The following is a 15295-nucleotide window of genomic DNA, read 5'->3' as shown; positions in this document are numbered from 1 at the left end:
CGATGCCGAGCGCGCACCTCGATCCTGGCACCCTGCCCGGCCACGGACGGGTGATCGTCGCCTTCAGCGGCGGCCCCGACTCGGTCTGCCTGCTGCACCGGCTCGGACTGGCCCGACTCGATCGCGCGATCGAATGCGTGCATATCGATCACGGCCTCGATGCCGAAAGCCCACGGCGCGCCGAACGAGCCGTCGAGATCGCCGAAGGGCTCGGATTCCGCTGCCGTGTCATCCGTGTCGAAGTGGGCGCCGGCCGCGGCCCCGAGGCATCCGCCCGCGACGCCCGCTACCGAGCGCTCGAGCAGTTGGTCGGCCCCGGCGACCTCCTGGTCACCGCCCACCACGCCGACGACCAGGCCGAAACGATTCTGCTCAGGCTGGTCCGCGGCGCCGGGCCCGAAGGCCTGGCCGGCATCGCAGCCTTGCGTCGTTTCGGGCAAGGATGGCTGTCGCGCCCGCTGCTCGAGCGGCCCCGGGCGGAAATCGAGCACTGGCTTGATCAGCACGGGCTCGACTGCATCCGCGACCCGGCCAACGACTGCCCCGACTTCGACCGCAACCACCTGCGTCATGAGGTTCTTCCAAGGCTACGCGAACGATGGCCCGGCGTGGACGCCGCCATGCGACGAAGCGCCAGGCTTTGCCGGGGCGCGGCTGATTTCCTCGCCAGCCGGGTCGCATCCGACCTGGAGCGCGCCGACGCGCCCGGCGAGCCCCTCGCACTGAACCGGCTGGCCGATGACGGCGCCTACTATCGGGGTGCCGTCATTCGCGCCTGGTGCCTTCGCCAACGGGTGGAACCCCCACCCGGCCGGCGCCTGGACGCCTTTCTCGAACAGCTGACTCGCGCCGGCAGCGACCGCTGCCCCGAACTGCGCTGGGGCGGGCAGGTGCTGCGGTGCTGGGACGAGCGACTGTGGCTCGAGAACGAGCGGGCAACGATGCCCGAATGGGCCATGCAGTGGGACGGCGACGCAGCGCTTGAATTGCCTGCCGAACTGGGAACGCTCGAGCTGCGTGGACCGTCCGGCCCGCGACTCGCGCTGGAAGTGCGCTCCGGAAGGCCGGGGGATGCCCTGCAGCCTGCCGGCCACGCGCATCACCGCGACTGCAAGCGTCTCCTGGCCGAAGCCGGCGTACCGCCATGGCAGCGGTACCTTTGGCCCAGGCTGTGGCTGGACGGTCGGCTCGTGGCGCTGGGCACGCGCTGGCGAACGGCCGAGTTCGACCAGCTCCTCGATCAGCGCAGGCAATCCCTCGTGTGGGAGCCGGGTGCACGCCGAATAGCCACCACTGCGGTAGAATCGCGATCATGAGCAAGCAAAACGAAGCCACCAAGGAACAGGCTGGGAAGAAGCCGGATTTCGAAGCCTCGCTGGAGGAACTCGAAGGACTGGTCGAAGCCCTGGAGTCGGGCGACCTGACCCTGGCGGAATCGCTCGAGCGCTTCAAGCGCGGCGTCGAACTGTCCAAGCACTGCCACGAGATGCTCGACCAGGCGCGCCAGTCGGTCGAAATCCTCACCCGGCCGGAAGACGAGAATTCGGCGGAGGCGTTCGACCGGCCCGAGCCGTAAAAACCGCTTGTCCGCTTTGCCGCGGCATTAGCCGGGAGAGAGGCCATGAAATACCAAGTCACGCTGGCGATCATCACCTTGCTGATCGCGGTTGACGCCTCGGCCCAGATCTATCGTTGCGAGGCCGACGGCGTGGTTGCCTTCTCCGATCGTCCCTGCGGCCCCGATTCGGCACCGCACAGCAGCGGGGATGGCGTCAGTTTCATCGCACCCGATGAAAACCTCCCTGCCCTGGCCGAGGCCGCCCGGGTTTTCATCCGTGAGCGGCGGGAACGACTGGCCCGTCGGGCCCGGGCCGAACAGCAGACACCGACGCCCCGACAGACGGCTCCGGAGAAGGCCCAAACCGTATACGTTCCATGGCCGGTAAGTCGGCACAGGACGGATAAAGGGCGCCTCAAGAGACCGGACGGACCGCCGCCCAACATCGCCGACAACGATCGCTACTCTCCGCTATCCGGTCCGATGCTCGGCACGAGACGGGATGGCTGGCGGTACGAGCCCTCGATCCGCCGCAGAGACGAAGGGCGTCGAAAATGAGCCGGGCGCTGGCATTCCTGGCCCTCTTGCTCGGCTTGTCGCTGGTGCTGTCCGGACTCGATTCATCGCCGTCCGGTCGCCTCGAAGAATCGGCGCCCGAAGCCAGCAACGAGCGAACCCTTCCCGAGCCTTTCATTCCCTGGAGAATCGAGTCCGCGACCGGTTCCGATCGCACCGCAGGGGTCGACGCCTCCAGGCTGGACGACGAAGAGATTCCACTCGTGCCGACCGGGCTTTCCCGATCCACGCCCCGGCGGATGGCGCTGCCCTTGCCCGGCGGCGGGACTTTTGATGCCGCGGTGAGCACCGTCCACGAGCACGCCAACGGCGACATCAGCCTGGTGGGAGAAGACCGAACCGGGCATCGCGCCCTGGTCACCGTCGGCCGGGCCGGGGTGTTCGCGCGCATCCGAACCGACCAGGCCGTTTTGCAGGTAGCCACCGATCACCGCGGCAGCTGGCTACTCGATCTGTCGAACCCCGATTTCGAGGTCGACCAGTTCGGCGAGGACGCCCTCGCCGCCGACTCCGCCAGAATGGAGCCACCCGGCAAGACCGCTCAGCCGCCGGCGGAAACCTCCGGGCACGACGACGAGGCCATGACGCTGATCGACGTGATGTTCCTGCACACCCCCGAGATGTCGGAGCGATATCCCGACGGATTACTGGATACACGGCTCAATCACCTGGTGGCCATCGCCAACCAGGCGCTGGTCGACTCCCGCGTATCGGCCCAGGTACGCCTCGTCCATCACGAACAGACCCGCTACGATCGTCATCAGGCCAACAACATGGCCCTGGCCGACATGCGTGACGCAGCCGCCGACGATCCCGTGCCGGGCTTGTCCACCCTGTCCGAGAAGCGCAGGCAACATCGCGCCGACCTGGTCATCCTGACCTGGCCGCACGACATCGAAACCCGCGGTTCCTGCGGTATGGCGTACTTTCCCCAGACCGACGACGACGGGCAACCCCGAAGGGAGTTGGGCGTTCATATCGCCAACGACGGCCGAAGCAACTGGTCGGTCTGTTCGGATGCCGTCTTCGCCCATGAACTCGGGCACAACCTCGGCGCCGGGCACCAGCGCAGTGCGTATGGATCGACGGATCCGCAGGCCCGGAATTTCGCCTGGACGCATTCCGGCCGCTGGCACACCGTCATGGGCAGCTTCGCTACCGGCCACGTCGATCGCTACCACCGGCTCGATATCTACTCCAACCCGTCGATCCGGTGTGCCGGCGAACCCTGCGGCTCGACCACGCCCGGCGATCGAGCCGACAATGCCGGCCACATGAACGGCCTCGCTTCACTGGTCGCTGGCTACTTCGGCGGCCAGGCGACCACGACCGACCATCCGGATGTCTCACAGAACGATCAGGACGACGACGGGATCCCCGACCGCGATGACGCCCACCCCTTCGACCCCTACAACGGCGCCGGGCCGCCTGAGCCAGCTCCCGAGCTGATGTTCTCGCCGCGGCGACAGAGGACGCCCGAGAACGACGACGACTGGGAGCTGCTGGTCGTCAGCAGCGGTAACGACCGGGTGCTTTCCTGGGGACTGGACGGGCGCTTCCGCGGCGTGGTCGCCGCTCCCGAGCCGGTCAACCGGGGTCCGGTGTTGACCGAGCACTCGGACATGCTCGTCGACGATGAGGGCCGTCTGTACCTGCTCGCTTCGGAAGACGTGCGCAGATTCGACCGGCTCAGCGGCCGGCTGATCGACGTGTATCTCGATTCGCAACTGCCCGAGCCGCGCACGCTTCAGAGTTCGTTTCCGCGCGCCCTGCAGTGGCTCGGCGACGACCGGCTCGTGGTGCTGGGCGACCGGGCGATCGAAGTCTACGATCGCCAAGGCGAGCACCTGAACCCGCTGACCGACCCCGAGCCCACCGACGAGCCAAGCGCCTGGGACGACACCCTGGCCCTGCCGCTGCGAGCCGCGGCCGAGAGCAACGAGCGATTGCTTGTCGCCGAGGGCGGCGAGAACCGCATCATGAGCTTCTCCCTGCCCCGGGGCCTGCGCGAGGTCGATGTCGCCACTGCGGGCAACGGTGGCCTGAGCGACCCCCGCGACATGGTGATCGGCCCCGACAAGCTGCTGTACGTGGCCAACGGCAGCGGCAACAATGTGCTGCGTTTCGATCCGGTGCAACGAACATTCGTCGACGAGTTCGTCGCCGCCGGCCGCGGCGGGCTTGATTTCGCGCGCGCGGTGGCCTTCGGTCCGAGCGGTGATCTGTTCGTCGCCAGCCGGAACAGTCACGCGGTGCTGCGCTTCGACGGCGAGACCGGGGCCTACATCGATACCGTGGCGGATACGGGGTCCGGCCCGCTCGATTCCCCGCAGAGCCTCGCCGTCGTCCCGGTTCTCGACCAGGTGGGGCCGGGACACAGCGGCCACTATTTCGTCCCCTCGCGCTCGGGCGAAGGCTGGCTTCTGGAAGTACTCGACGAGCATCAGGCCGCGATCAGCTGGTTTACCTATCCCCCGGCGAACGCCGAAAGCGCCGAGCAGGCCTGGGTGATCGGCGTGGGCGAGATCAGCGGCGGTCGCATCGTCTTCGACGACATGCTGGCAACGCGACTGGTCGACCCCGATGCGCCGATCGAGGACGGCAACATCAGCCTGTTGCCCTGGGGAACGCTGACGCTGGAATTCGGCCACTGTGACCACGGTCGGGCGAGCTACGACAGCCCGCTGTTCGAATCTTCCGGCGAGCTCGATTTTGTTCGCCTGCTTACCATCGAAGGCCTGCCCTGCGGCAGCGCCCCGAAGTCACCCAGCGAGGCTGCCCCTGGCATCAGCGGCCATTGGAGCGACACGGACCTAAGCGGCCAGGGCTGGTTCTTCCAGGAGCTGGGCGAGAGCCGGGTCTTTACCGCGTGGTTCACCTACGACGAAAACGGCGAGCAGGCCTGGGTGGTCGGCGAGGGCCGCCTGGACGGCAATCGCCTCCTGTTCGAGGAACTGGCCCTGACCGGCGGTACGCGCTTCGGCGGCGACTTCGATGCCGACGATGTCGAACGCCGCCCATGGGGGCGGCTCGAGTTCGTTTTCGACAACTGCAACGAAGCCAGCGGCAGCTACGACTCCCTGCTCCCGGAGTTCGGGCAAGGTCAGCTGGCGCCCGAGCGCCTGACGCGGCTGGACGGGCTGGACTGCGACCCGGAAAGTTTCCGAGCTCAGTAGCCCTCGAGCAAGTCGACGCCTTCAGGCACCGAGAAGCTGAAAGTCTCCGACTCGAGCTCGGGGTTGCGCTCGAGGTCCATCAGGTCGAGCCGCGTGACCTGGCCGAAGCTGTCTTCGAGCTCCAGCTGCCGCGGCATTCCCCCACGAAAGTAGAGCGTTCCTTCCACGATATCGCTGCCCTCCTCGAGCGGCTCGAACTCGATCGAGTCCTCGCCCGAGTGGGTGACCCGGTAGAAGCGATCCAGCAACTCGGGACGCGTCAGCACCAGCAGGGGCGACTCGGCGGCAGACGGCTGCTCGCGCACGGTCACCTGCTCGAGCGAGACGTCGTAGTGCCACAACTGTTCGCCGTCGGCGACGATTTCCTGCGGAAAAGGCTCGTCGTAGCTCCAGCGGAAGCGGTCGGGCCGCGAGAAATACAGCGCGCCGGACGATTCTTCAGTGACCCGGCCGTCCGCGTCGACGGTGACCTGCTCGAAGCGGCCGGAGAGTGTTTCGAGACCCTCGGCAAAGGCGTCGAGCTGGGCACGACCGTCCTGCGGCGCGCCGGATGTCGATACCGCCAGCAAGAGGGCGGCCAGCCAGTCCATGATCATGTCGCGATTGCTCCTTTGGGAGGGTTGAAGTGCGAGTGTGCACCGGGTGCACTGAACCGCGGCTGACTCAGTCGCGCGGCGGCGGCTTGGGCGCGAGCACCTCGCGCTGGCCGTTATGCTCGGGCGGGCTGACCACGCCCTGGGCCTCCATGTCCTCGACCAGGCGCGCGGCCCGGTTGTAGCCGATCCTGAGCTGACGCTGAACGCTCGAGATCGAGGCCCGGCGACTTTCCAGCACGTAGGCGACCGCCTTGTCGTAGAGTTCATCTTCGGAATCGCCGCTGCCGCCCTCGGGCAGGCCGGTTGCGCCGATCTGCTGGCCGTCCGCCATGGTCTGGGTATCGGCCAGCACCTCGTCGAGATAGTCCGCCGGGCCCTGCTGCTTGAGCGACTCGACCACGGCGTGCACTTCGTGGTCGTCGACGAACGCACCGTGTATGCGCTCGGGCAATCCCGAACCCGGCGGCAGGTAGAGCATGTCGCCGTGACCGAGCAGCTGCTCGGCACCCTGCTGGTCGAGAATGGTGCGCGAATCGACCCGCGACGACACCTGGAAAGCCATGCGCGTGGGGATATTGGCCTTGATCAGGCCGGTGATCACGTCCACCGACGGTCGCTGGGTGGCCAGGATCAGGTGGATGCCCGAGGCACGCGCCTTCTGCGCCAGCCGGGCGATCAGCTGCTCGATCTTCTTGCCCACGATCATCATCAGGTCGGCGAATTCATCGACCACCACCACGATGTAGGGCAGCATCTCCAGCCGGGGCGGTTCCTCGCCCTCGGCCAGCTGCGAGGGATCGACGAAGGGATCGGGGATCGGCTGCCCCTTGTCGGCCGCCTCCTTGATCTTGCGGTTGTAGCCGGACAGGTTGCGAACCCCCAACGAGGCCATCAACTTGTAACGACGTTCCATTTCGGCCACGCACCAGCGCAAGGCGTTGGCGGCATCCTTCATGTCGGTTACCACCGGCGTGAGCAGGTGCTGGATACCCTCGTAGACCGACAACTCCAGCATCTTGGGGTCGATCATGATCACGCGAACCTGGTCGGGCGTGGCCTTGTAGAGCAGGCTCAGGATCATGGCGTTGATCGCCACCGACTTGCCCGAACCGGTCGTGCCGGCGACCAGCAGGTGCGGCATGCGCGAAAGGTCGGCGACCAGGGGCTTGCCCGCGATGCTCTTGCCCAGGCCCAGGGTCAGTGGCGAGCCCGAGCGCGCGTAGGCTTCCGAGGCCAGGATCTCGCGCAGGTAGACGATCTCGCGATTCTGGTTGGGAATCTCCAGGCCGATGACGCTCTTGCCCGGAATCACGTCAACCACGCGCACGGAGATCACGCTCAGTCCCCGCGCCAGGTCCTTGGAAAGATTGGAGACCTGCGCACCCTTCACGCCGGGAGCCGGCTGCAGTTCAAAGCGTGTGATCACCGGCCCCGGGTGGACGGCAACCACTTCGACCTCGACGCCGAAGTCGGCCAGCTTGAGCTCGACCTGGCGACTCATCGCCTTGAGCGCTTCCTCGGAGTACCCGGCCCGCTTGGTCGGCGCCTCGTCGAGCAGCTCCAGCGGCGGCAGTTCGCCCGGAGAGAGATTCTTGAACAGCGGCTGCTGGCGCGCCTTCTTCTCGGCCGGCTTGCTCAGCTTGGGCTCCACCCGCGGCTCGATGCGCACTTCCTTGCGCGACTTGCGCTTGATCGAGTCCCGCTTGCGCACCTCTTCGCGTTCGGCCCGGGCCCGGCGCCCGGCGATCCAGTCGCGTCCCAGCGCGATCTTCTTGATCGACCAGGCGAACGCGGCCAGCGCAAACCGGCCGGTGCGATCGACCGCGTCGATCCAGGACAGGCCGGTAAACAGCGTGATGCCGCCGAGGAAGATGCTCAGGCTGATCAGCACCCCGCCGGTCAGCCCGAGCGTGGACATCATGGGCGCGGAGAGCACGTCTCCGATCACCCCGCCGCCGGGATGCGTGCCGGCCTCAAACGCCTGCATCGACAGCAGCATGCAGCCGGTCAGAACCGCCAGCAGCAGACCACCGGTGCGCACCGACCACTCGGCCAGGCCGGCCGGCTCGCCGCGTTCGCTCAGGACCCGGAAGCCGGCAAAACCGATCAGCAGGGGCGCGATATAGGCCATGTAGCCGAACAGCACCAGGAACAGATCGGCCAGCCAGGCGCCGAAAGCACCACCGAGATTGTCGATCTCGGAACCGGCCGACGATCGCGACCAGCCGGGATCCGACGGATCGTGGCTGACCAGGCACAGCAACAGGTAGACGGCAGCGACGAGGATGAGCAGGAACAGCGCCTCGGACAGGCGCCGTCTCATGGCCAGCGCGGACTGATCGACCGTATCGCTCTTTTTCGCGCGCTGACTCACCTTCTAACCTGCATCAATTATATTTCCCAATTACTTGATTATGCTTGTTTCAGGGCCGGATGCACAAGCTCGCCACCGCGCAGGTTAACGCCGCGCGAAAGCGCCTTGACGCCTTCCCAGTCCGGCCGGGCCATATGCTGCACGTAGGGCAGGATGGCCGCCGACAATGCCTGGCTGGACGTGCGCGGCACGGCACCGGGCATGTTGGTAACGGCGAAATGCGTCACGCCGTCGACCTGGTAGGTCGGGTCGGCGTAGGTGGTCGGGCGCGTGGTCTCCACGCAGCCGCCCTGGTCGACCGAAATATCGACCACGACCGCGCCCTCGTTCATCGACGCGATCATCTCGCGCGAGATCACGTGCGGCGCACGCGCGCCGGTGACCAGCACCGCGCCGATGACCAGATCGGCCTTGGAGACAAACTCGGCCACGGTCTCTCCGTAGGGGTACAGGGCGGTGACGTTGGGGCCGATGGCCATCATCTCGGCCAGGCGATCCTGGCGCTTGTCGAAGACGGTCACGCGCGCCCCGGACGAGGCCGCCAGGCGGGCGGAGTTGCCGCCAGCCGCGCCGGCACCGAGCACCACGACGTGGCCGCGGTCGGCGGCCGGCAGACCGCCCAGCAGAACGCCGCGCCCGCCCTCGGGCTGATGCAGCAGGTGCGTGCCCACCTGCACACCGATCCGGCCGGCGATATTGCTCATGGGAGCGAGCAGCGGCAGGGAGCCGTCGGCCTCCTCGACCGTCTCGAAGGCGACGCCGGTCAGGCCGATCTCGAGCAGGCGCTCGGTCAGCTTCGGCTCGGCCGCCAGATGCAGGTAGCAGAACAGCAAGTGATCGGAGCGCAGGTGCTGCAGGTCACCCTCGATCGGCTCTTTGACCTTGACCAGCAACTCGGCCTTGCCGTAGAGCGCCGCGGCGTCGGGCAAAACCTCGACGCCGACCTGCTGGAAGTCCTCGTCGGAAAAACCGCTCTTGCTGCCCGCCCCGGCCTCGATGAAGACCTCGTGCCCGGCCTGGACCAGGTCACCGCAGGCCGCCGGTACCAGGGCCACGCGCCCTTCCAGGGTCTTAATCTCGCGGGGAATTCCGATTCGCATCCTTCAAGCTCCTTCAGAAGTGCCAAAATAAACTGCCAAAATAAAAGGACCGATCGACGATCGGCCCGCCTTGGATTGCGAGGCGGGCGACCTCACGTCTGTGCCTTTGATGCGCCCGGCTCTTGAACGGAGAAATTATACATGTCCGACCCCCGCCATTTCCGCCTGCTGATTCTCGGATCCGGTCCTGCCGGCTACACCGCGGCCATCTATGCCGCCCGCGCCAACCTGAGCCCGGCGGTGATCACGGGTATCGAACAGGGCGGTCAGCTGACCACCACCACCGACGTGGAGAACTGGCCCGGCAGCTACCCCGACCTGCAGGGTCCGGAGCTGATGCAACAGATGGGGGCCCACGCCGAGGCCTTCGACACCGAGATCATCTTCGACCATATCCACACGGCGGACCTGTCGAGCAAGCCCTACCGGCTCGAAGGCGACAGCGGCGTCTACACCTGCGATGCCCTGATCATCGCCACCGGCGCTTCGGCCCGTTACCTGGGGCTGCCGTCGGAGGAAGCCTTCAAGGGGCGCGGCGTGTCGGCCTGCGCCACCTGCGACGGCTTCTTCTACCGCGGCAAGCCCGTGGCGGTCATCGGCGGCGGCAACACGGCAGTCGAAGAGGCCCTTTACCTGGCCAATATCGCCAGCAAGGTCACCCTCGTGCACCGCCGTGAAGAGTTGCGCGCCGAGAAGATCCTGCAGGAGCGGCTGTTCCAGAAGGAAGCCGAAGGCAAGGTCGAGATCCGCTGGAACCACGTTCTCGACGAAGTGCTCGGCGACGACGATGGCGTGACCGGCATGCGCATCAAGCACGTCAGCAGCGACGAGACCGGCGACATCGAGCTCGACGGGGTCTTCATCGCCATCGGGCACGATCCCAACACGAAGATCTTCGACGGCCAGCTGAAAATGAGCGACGGATACATCCACATCACGACCGGCCAGGACGGCATGGCCACGGCTACCTCCGTGCCGGGGGTGTTCGCCGCCGGCGACGTGGCCGACCACGTCTACCGGCAGGCGGTGACCTCGGCCGGATTCGGCTGCATGGCCGCGCTGGACGCCGAACGCTATCTTGACGAGCAACAGGACTGATTCGCTGGAAATCGAGCGGCCGTTCTCGACCCTCGACGAGGCGGACTGGAACGGTCTGTGTAAAACCGGGCCGTTCGCCGACTGGCGTTTCCTCGCCAGCGCCGAGGAAACCGGCTGTACCGGCGCGCTGTCGGGCTGGCGCCCCCTGGCGATGACCGAAACTGGTAACGGCCGGATGGCGTGCGCGGCGCCGGCCTGGCTGAAGGATCACTCCCACGGCGAGTTCGTCTTCGACTTCGCCTGGGCCCAGGCCTCGCAACAGGCTGGAATGCCCTGGTATCCCAAGCTGCTCGTCGCGGCCCCCTTCACCCCGGTAACCGGCCCCCGCCTGCTCGGCAGCGAACGAGACCCGCAGGCCGCGCTCGGGCTGGTTCGGCGCATGGAATCGCTGGTCGAGGAGCTCGACCTGTGGTCGGGGGGCGTCAACTTCTGCGCCCCCGCCGACGCGGCCGTGCTGCGAGAGGCCGGCTGGCTGGAGCGCTTCGACTGGCAGTATCACTGGCAGAACGACGGCTACCGTGACTTCGACCACTTCCTCGAACAGCTCAAGCGCAAGCCGCGCAAGAATATCCGCGCCGAGCGACGGCGCGTCCACGAGGAAGGCTGGCGCTTTCGCTGGCGCGACGGCAACGAGCTCGAGCCGACGGAACTCGCGCTGGTCGATCGCTGCTACCAGACCACCTTCGCCCTCTACGGCAACCTGCCCTCGCTCAACCGCGACTTCTTCGAGCGGGCCGCGGCGCGCTTCGGCAGCGACTTTCTGGTGTGCATCGCCAGCCACGGCGGCGAGGACCTGGCCTGCGCGGTGTTCTGGCGCGACGGCAAGCGGCTCTACGGACGCTACTGGGGAAGCCTGGTCGAGACCCGCGACGTGCACTTCGAAACCTGCTACTACCAGGGCATCGACTACTGCATCGCCAAAGGCCTGGAGTGGTTCGAACCCGGCGCCCAGGGCGAGCACAAGATCCGGCGCGGCTTCCTGCCGCGCAGAACACGGTCGTTCCACTACATCCGTCACCCGGGGTTGCGCGAAGGCATCCGGCACTGGCTGCAGGCGGAAGCCGGCTTTCTCGAGCGCCGCCGCGAGCAACTCGAGCAGTTCAACCCCTTCAAGCAGGCATGATGCAATCTCCCATCCCCCGCCTGGGTGACGCGCCCGAAAGCCCGTTCCCCGATCCGCTGGCGAATCCGCGCGAAGACGGCCTGCTGGCCTGGGGCGGCGACCTCCATCCGACCCGGCTCCTGGCCGCCTACCGCCAGGGAATCTTCCCCTGGTACGAGGCGCCGGGACCCGTGCTGTGGTGGTCGCCGGAACCGCGCGCGGTCATGCTGCCCGGCGGCATGCACCTGTCGCGCCGATTCAAGCGAACGCTGCGCCAGGGGCGCTATCGGGTCGGCGCCGACCAGGCCTTCGACGCGGTTGTCGCCGCCTGCGCCGAACCGCGCGACGCGCAGGACGGCACCTGGATCACGCCCGAGATGCGCGCCGCCTACGGCAGGCTCCACGCCATGGGCCATGCCCACAGCATCGAAATCCGCGACATCGACAGCGATGCGCTCATCGGCGGTCTCTACGGGGTCTCGATCGGTCGCATCTTCTTTGCCGAATCCAAGTTCCACCGGCAGCGCGACGCCTCAAAGATCGCGCTTGCGGTGCTGATGCGCGCCCTGGGCGAATGGAACTTCATCCTCTGCGACTGCCAGCTGTGGAACCCCCACCTCGAGCGCCTGGGCGTAAGCATGCTCTCCGGCGACCTGTTCCAGGCCGCCCTCGCCCGCGGTGTGGCCGAAGCGGCGGCGGTCGACGACTGGGCCCGGGCGATCGGGCGCATCGACTTCAGTCGCTGGTAGGCGCGAACAACGCCGCCAGCGCGCGGTCGCCAGCGCGTTCACCACGTTTTACCTGCGCCAGGTCGAGGGTGGCCAGGCCCAGCTCGGAAAACAGCCGGAGCTGACGTTCATTCAGCCCTGCGGCGGCCGTCAACAGGCGCCGGCATGCCGCCTCGTCGCCGCGCTCGATCGGACCGGTCAGGACCTCGCGCGGCGAGCGTTCGCGAAGGCCCTCGAGCGTACCCAGCTGCAGGTCGCACAGGACCTCGGCCGCCTGCGCCTCGGGCAGGCCGGCCTGGTCGGCCAGCTCGCGCGCCAGCGCCTGTGTCGTGACGAGGAAATTGCTGGCCGCCACGGTCGCCGCATGCCAGGCCGCCTTGTCCCGGGCGGCAAAGGCCAGCCAGCGGCCGCCGGCGGCCTCGAATACCGGGCGCAGCACCTCCAGCGCAGCGTCATCGCCCTCGGCCACGCACCAGGTCCCGGCAAAATGCGCGGCAGCGTGTTCGGGGTCGGAAAAGGCGCGAACGGGATGCACGGCCGCGACCGGCGCGCCGGCAATTCTCAGCACCGCCGCCTCGACCGAGCCCGACAGGTGAAAGACCAGCCCCGGCGGCGCGGCAAGATCACCCACCAGGTCTTCGAGCGAGTCAACCAGAACGCCGTCGGGCAGCCCCAGCATCAGCCAGTCGCCGGCGATGCGCGCGTCCAACTGCGCGGCCGCTTCGCCGCCGCCGATGAATGCCGCCGCCCGGCGAGCGCTCTCGACGCTGCGGTTGACGATCAGGCCCGGGCGCGCACGCCCGGTGTCGATCAGGCGACGAGCGACCGCGACCGCGGCCCGCCCGCAGCCGAGCACGTGCAGCCGCGGTTGCCCGCTCATTCTCCGCCGGCCAGGTCTTCGGGCAGCGCCGGAACGCGCCCCGGGGAACGCGCGAGGTACTCGTCGAGGCGTTCGAGGCCTTCCCGGTAATCACGGCCGACCAGTCCCGGCAGCATCAGCCCGACGTAGCGGCCCACCAGGTCGAGAGCACCGAACTCGATGCGCATGCCCCAGCGAACCACGCGACCGCCCTCGCCATCGCTGACCTCGAACCAGCTGTCGGCCTCGTTGCCACCGAGCTCGAGTTTCATGTCGACACGCCGCGGACGCTCTACGCCGACGATCCAGAGGCGACTGGCTTCGGCCTCGGGTGTTTCCTTCCACACCAGCGTGGCGCCGACGCCCTCAGCCGGCCCCTCGAGCCGCCAGGTCATTGCCTCGTGCCGACCGAGCCAGGGCGCCCACTGGGTAAAGTGCCGAAGATCCCCGAGCACTTCGAACACGACATCGTGCGAATGCTCGACCACCCGCTCGCGCTCGACCGTGACCGTCGTCGGCAGCAGGAAGCCGATGACGATCAGTGCCACGATCAAGGCCAGCAGTATTCCGAAAAGTTTTCTGATCATGCTTGCTCGCTTGGATAATTCCTCGTCACGGCCAGCGCTCGTTGCGGCCGGCTTCGTCGGGATCGTCGGACGAATCATCGAAAGGATCGTCGAAGGGCTCCTCGAATTCCTCGTCCCACTCCCAATCGTAGCGCTTGACCGGCGGCAGATCCTGGTTGCGGAAGACGAAGGCGAGAATCACGCCGATGATCATGCCGCTGGTGTGCAGCTCCCAGCTGGTCGAATTGTCGATCGGCAGCGCCCCCCAGATCATCGAACCGTAGAGAAACCAGACCAGCAGCGACACGCCCACCGACCGCAGATCGCGCTTGAGAATGCCGGAAACGAAGACGAAGGCAAGGATGGCATAGACCAGTCCACTGGCACCGATATGCAGGCTCGGACGCCCGAAGACCCAGGCGACGGCGGCGCTTCCGACATACATGATCGGCAACGCCTTGAGCGCCGAGTTGGGATACAGGAACAGCATCGCCACGCCGCCGATGAACAGGGGCACGGTGTTCGAAGCGATGTGACCCAGATGCGCGTGCAGCAGCGGCGTGGTGGCCAGGCCCAGCAGGCCCACGCCCTCGCGCGGGCGCAGTCCGAAACGCGCCAGGTCCAGGGCCGCGAGGCTGTCGAACAGGAACACCGCCCACATCACGGCCACGAATCCCGCGGTCAGACGCATGGCCAGCCAGAAATTGCGGCGCGCGCGTTCCGAGCCGGCGTACTCGGGATCGGGACGATGCAGGTGCATCAGGAAGCGCTGCCCTGCGGCAGAGCGCCGGCGACCAGGGCATGGCATCGGCGCTGCAACTGCCCGATCTCGCCCGTGCCCAGCCCGACGGTTTCCTGCGGCGGGTGGATCACCAGCCGGACGCGACCGGGCCGGATGCGAAGGCTCTTCGCCGGCAGGATATCGCGGGTGCCGATGATCGTCACCGGCAGAATCGGCAGCTGCTGGTCGACGGCCACCCGGAAGGCGCCCTTCTTGAACGGCAGCAGCTCACCCGTGCGGCTCCGGGTTCCCTCGGCGAAGAACATCAGGCCGGTACCCGATTTGAGTCGGCCAACGGCGCGGTTGATGGCCGTCCGGGCCTGGTCGGGATCGGCCCGATCGATGAAGATGTGCCCGATGGCGCGACATCCGGCCGCCACAAAGGGAATGCGGCTGAGTTCGGCCTTGGCGACCCAGCGCAGGTCCAGGCCGATCCAGCCGTAGACCACCGGAATATCGAACTGGCTCTGGTGATTGGCCACGACAACGTAGCTTCGTCCGGGGTCGATCTGATCGAGCCCGTCGACGACGACGCGAACGGGCGCCAGGCAGGTCAGAACGCGCCCCCAGGTCACCGCAACCCACAGGTTGGCCAGGCGCGGGGACAGCAGCAACGCCACCGGCACGGCGAGCAAGGCGCCGAGCAGTGTGGTCAGCGCCACCAGGGGAATGTAGACCAGCCACTGGTAAAGCGGGTAGAGATTCAGCCACGCCGGCTGTTGGGTCGAGTCGGAAGTGCTCATGAGCGCCAATGCTACACAAAAAAGGGGCGCCCGAAGAC

The 15295-nt window shown here is 67.3% G+C and carries 14 protein-coding genes; 7 read left to right on the top strand and 7 right to left on the bottom strand.

Going from position 1 to position 15295, the window contains the following annotated elements; all coding sequences use genetic code 11:
• Positions 1-2 precede the first annotated feature (2 nt).
• Genes tilS through ACDC67_RS04455 form a run of 4 tightly spaced genes read left to right on the top strand, consistent with a single transcriptional unit; the run spans position 3 to position 5310 of the window.
• On the top strand, positions 3-1316 hold the full coding sequence (tilS, locus tag ACDC67_RS04470) for a tRNA lysidine(34) synthetase TilS (protein ID WP_376690951.1): 1314 nt from the start codon (positions 3-5) through the stop codon (positions 1314-1316).
• Positions 1313-1576 (top strand): exodeoxyribonuclease VII small subunit, encoded by a 264-nt coding sequence (locus tag ACDC67_RS04465; RefSeq protein WP_376690950.1) that lies wholly within the window; start codon positions 1313-1315, stop codon positions 1574-1576. The genes tilS and ACDC67_RS04465 overlap by 4 nt, the downstream gene beginning before the upstream one ends.
• Positions 1577-1621: 45 nt before the next feature.
• Positions 1622-2116: a DUF4124 domain-containing protein gene (locus ACDC67_RS04460; protein ID WP_376690949.1), complete on the top strand. Its 495-nt coding sequence runs from the start codon at positions 1622-1624 to the stop codon at positions 2114-2116.
• Positions 2113-5310, top strand: coding sequence for a reprolysin-like metallopeptidase (locus ACDC67_RS04455; RefSeq protein WP_376690947.1), 3198 nt, complete (start codon positions 2113-2115; stop codon positions 5308-5310). The genes ACDC67_RS04460 and ACDC67_RS04455 overlap by 4 nt, the downstream gene beginning before the upstream one ends.
• On the opposite strand, the gene lolA is transcribed toward ACDC67_RS04455, so the two are convergent.
• The 3 genes from lolA to ald all read right to left on the bottom strand — a co-directional run bounded on the left by lolA (position 5304) and on the right by ald (position 9380).
• Positions 5304-5906: an outer membrane lipoprotein chaperone LolA gene (gene lolA / locus ACDC67_RS04450; RefSeq protein WP_376690945.1), complete on the bottom strand. Its 603-nt coding sequence runs from the start codon at positions 5904-5906 to the stop codon at positions 5304-5306. The two genes, ACDC67_RS04455 and lolA, sit on opposite strands and share 7 nt — an antisense overlap.
• A 67-nt stretch (positions 5907-5973) precedes the next feature.
• Entirely contained in the window at positions 5974-8229 is a 2256-nt protein-coding gene (locus ACDC67_RS04445; RefSeq protein ID WP_376691181.1) for a DNA translocase FtsK, read from the bottom strand.
• Positions 8230-8318: 89 nt separating this feature from the next.
• Positions 8319-9380, bottom strand: coding sequence for an alanine dehydrogenase (gene ald / locus ACDC67_RS04440; RefSeq protein WP_376690944.1), 1062 nt, complete (start codon positions 9378-9380; stop codon positions 8319-8321).
• A gap of 141 nt (positions 9381-9521) precedes the next feature.
• Between ald and trxB the strand changes: the two genes are divergently transcribed.
• Genes trxB through aat form a run of 3 tightly spaced genes read left to right on the top strand, consistent with a single transcriptional unit; the run spans position 9522 to position 12329 of the window.
• The gene (gene trxB, locus ACDC67_RS04435) at positions 9522-10478 is read left to right on the top strand and encodes a thioredoxin-disulfide reductase (RefSeq protein WP_376690942.1); all 957 of its coding nucleotides are present in this window, start codon (positions 9522-9524) and stop codon (positions 10476-10478) included.
• Positions 10459-11601 (top strand): GNAT family N-acetyltransferase, encoded by a 1143-nt coding sequence (locus tag ACDC67_RS04430; RefSeq protein ID WP_376690940.1) that lies wholly within the window; start codon positions 10459-10461, stop codon positions 11599-11601. The genes trxB and ACDC67_RS04430 overlap by 20 nt, the downstream gene beginning before the upstream one ends.
• Positions 11598-12329, top strand: a complete 732-nt coding sequence (gene aat, locus ACDC67_RS04425; protein WP_376690938.1) for a leucyl/phenylalanyl-tRNA--protein transferase — start codon at positions 11598-11600, stop codon at positions 12327-12329. The genes ACDC67_RS04430 and aat overlap by 4 nt, the downstream gene beginning before the upstream one ends.
• Here the strand turns inward: aat and ACDC67_RS04420 are convergent.
• From ACDC67_RS04420 to ACDC67_RS04405, 4 genes are read right to left on the bottom strand one after another with little or no spacing between them, the layout of a single operon-like run.
• Positions 12316-13188 (bottom strand): DUF2520 domain-containing protein, encoded by an 873-nt coding sequence (locus ACDC67_RS04420; RefSeq protein WP_376690937.1) that lies wholly within the window; start codon positions 13186-13188, stop codon positions 12316-12318. The two genes, aat and ACDC67_RS04420, sit on opposite strands and share 14 nt — an antisense overlap.
• Complete coding sequence (locus ACDC67_RS04415; RefSeq protein WP_376690935.1) at positions 13185-13754, bottom strand: SRPBCC family protein; 570 nt, start codon at positions 13752-13754, stop codon at positions 13185-13187. The genes ACDC67_RS04420 and ACDC67_RS04415 overlap by 4 nt, the downstream gene beginning before the upstream one ends.
• A 25-nt stretch (positions 13755-13779) precedes the next feature.
• The gene (locus ACDC67_RS04410; RefSeq protein ID WP_376690934.1) at positions 13780-14493 is read right to left on the bottom strand and encodes a rhomboid family intramembrane serine protease; all 714 of its coding nucleotides are present in this window, start codon (positions 14491-14493) and stop codon (positions 13780-13782) included.
• Positions 14493-15257, bottom strand: a complete 765-nt coding sequence (locus ACDC67_RS04405) for a lysophospholipid acyltransferase family protein (RefSeq protein ID WP_376690932.1) — start codon at positions 15255-15257, stop codon at positions 14493-14495. Before ACDC67_RS04405 ends, ACDC67_RS04410 begins: the two co-directional genes overlap by 1 nt.
• Positions 15258-15295: the final 38 nt, after the last annotated feature.

Origin of the sequence: Wenzhouxiangella indolica (genome assembly GCF_042310355.1) — a bacterium.
Taxonomy (GTDB): Bacteria; Pseudomonadota; Gammaproteobacteria; order Xanthomonadales; family Wenzhouxiangellaceae; genus Wenzhouxiangella.
Note: the sequence above shows the minus strand (reverse complement) of the source record. Positions and strands in the feature narration are given on the sequence as shown.

Bases quoted from the DNA above. Each gene is read 5' to 3' on its own strand.
- tilS (WP_376690951.1), top strand. From the start codon at position 3: ATGCCGAGCGCGCACCTCGATCCTGGCACCCTGCCCGGCCACGGACGG.
- ACDC67_RS04465 (WP_376690950.1), top strand. From the start codon at position 1,313: ATGAGCAAGCAAAACGAAGCCACCAAGGAACAGGCTGGGAAGAAGCCG.
- ACDC67_RS04460 (WP_376690949.1), top strand. From the start codon at position 1,622: ATGAAATACCAAGTCACGCTGGCGATCATCACCTTGCTGATCGCGGTT.
- ACDC67_RS04455 (WP_376690947.1), top strand. From the start codon at position 2,113: ATGAGCCGGGCGCTGGCATTCCTGGCCCTCTTGCTCGGCTTGTCGCTG.
- lolA (WP_376690945.1), bottom strand. From the start codon at position 5,906: ATGATCATGGACTGGCTGGCCGCCCTCTTGCTGGCGGTATCGACATCC.
- ACDC67_RS04445 (WP_376691181.1), bottom strand. From the start codon at position 8,229: ATGAGACGGCGCCTGTCCGAGGCGCTGTTCCTGCTCATCCTCGTCGCT.
- ald (WP_376690944.1), bottom strand. From the start codon at position 9,380: ATGCGAATCGGAATTCCCCGCGAGATTAAGACCCTGGAAGGGCGCGTG.
- trxB (WP_376690942.1), top strand. From the start codon at position 9,522: ATGTCCGACCCCCGCCATTTCCGCCTGCTGATTCTCGGATCCGGTCCT.
- aat (WP_376690938.1), top strand. From the start codon at position 11,598: ATGATGCAATCTCCCATCCCCCGCCTGGGTGACGCGCCCGAAAGCCCG.
- ACDC67_RS04420 (WP_376690937.1), bottom strand. From the start codon at position 13,188: ATGAGCGGGCAACCGCGGCTGCACGTGCTCGGCTGCGGGCGGGCCGCG.
- ACDC67_RS04415 (WP_376690935.1), bottom strand. From the start codon at position 13,754: ATGATCAGAAAACTTTTCGGAATACTGCTGGCCTTGATCGTGGCACTG.
- ACDC67_RS04410 (WP_376690934.1), bottom strand. From the start codon at position 14,493: ATGCACCTGCATCGTCCCGATCCCGAGTACGCCGGCTCGGAACGCGCG.
- ACDC67_RS04405 (WP_376690932.1), bottom strand. From the start codon at position 15,257: ATGAGCACTTCCGACTCGACCCAACAGCCGGCGTGGCTGAATCTCTAC.